Genomic DNA, 467 nt, shown 5'->3' with positions numbered 1-467 from the left:
GGTCAGGCGGTTCCGGGGGTGTCGGCGGGGGTGGCTCGGGGGGCGTCGGCGGTCTCGGTGTCGAGCCAGGCGAGGTAGTCGGGGGCTCCGGTGGTCACCGGGACGGCGATCGCCTCGGGGGTGTCGTAGCTGTGCAGTTCGCCGATCCGGGCGACGAGGCGGTCGGTGAGGGCGGCCCGGGTCTTGAGGTCGACGCGCCACTCGGGGGCGTCCTGGACCTCGCCGCCCCACCAGTACACCGAGCGGATGGGGTGGACCTGCGCACAGGCGGCGAGGCGTTCGCGGACCAGGGCGGTGGCGAGGGCACGGGCGGCGGCCTCGTCCTCGTGGGTGGTCGTCACCACCACGTGCCGGTGCGGGTACGGGTGTTCGGTCGGACGGTCGTGCGGGTGCTGCGGCTCGGTCATGGGCCGAGCGTACGGGGGTCGGGAGCGGCGGGAGCGGCGGGAGGGGAGGTGGGGCGGGAG

1 protein-coding gene is annotated in these 467 nt (G+C 75.8%); it reads right to left on the bottom strand.

Annotation, left to right across the window (positions count from 1 at the left end; translation table 11 throughout):
* Positions 1-2: 2 nt before the first annotated feature.
* Positions 3-407: a divalent-cation tolerance protein CutA gene (gene cutA / locus IH44_RS0140120; RefSeq protein WP_051818366.1), complete on the bottom strand. Its 405-nt coding sequence runs from the start codon at positions 405-407 to the stop codon at positions 3-5.
* Positions 408-467: the final 60 nt, after the last annotated feature.

This window comes from Kitasatospora sp. NRRL B-11411, from assembly GCF_000721345.1.
In the GTDB taxonomy this organism is placed as follows: domain Bacteria; phylum Actinomycetota; class Actinomycetes; order Streptomycetales; family Streptomycetaceae; genus Kitasatospora; species Kitasatospora cineracea.
This window is presented reverse-complemented; position numbering and strand designations above follow the sequence as displayed.

Coding starts and splice junctions, on each gene's coding strand:
- cutA (WP_051818366.1), bottom strand. CDS start 407: ATGACCGAGCCGCAGCACCCGCACGACCGTCCGACCGAACACCCGTAC.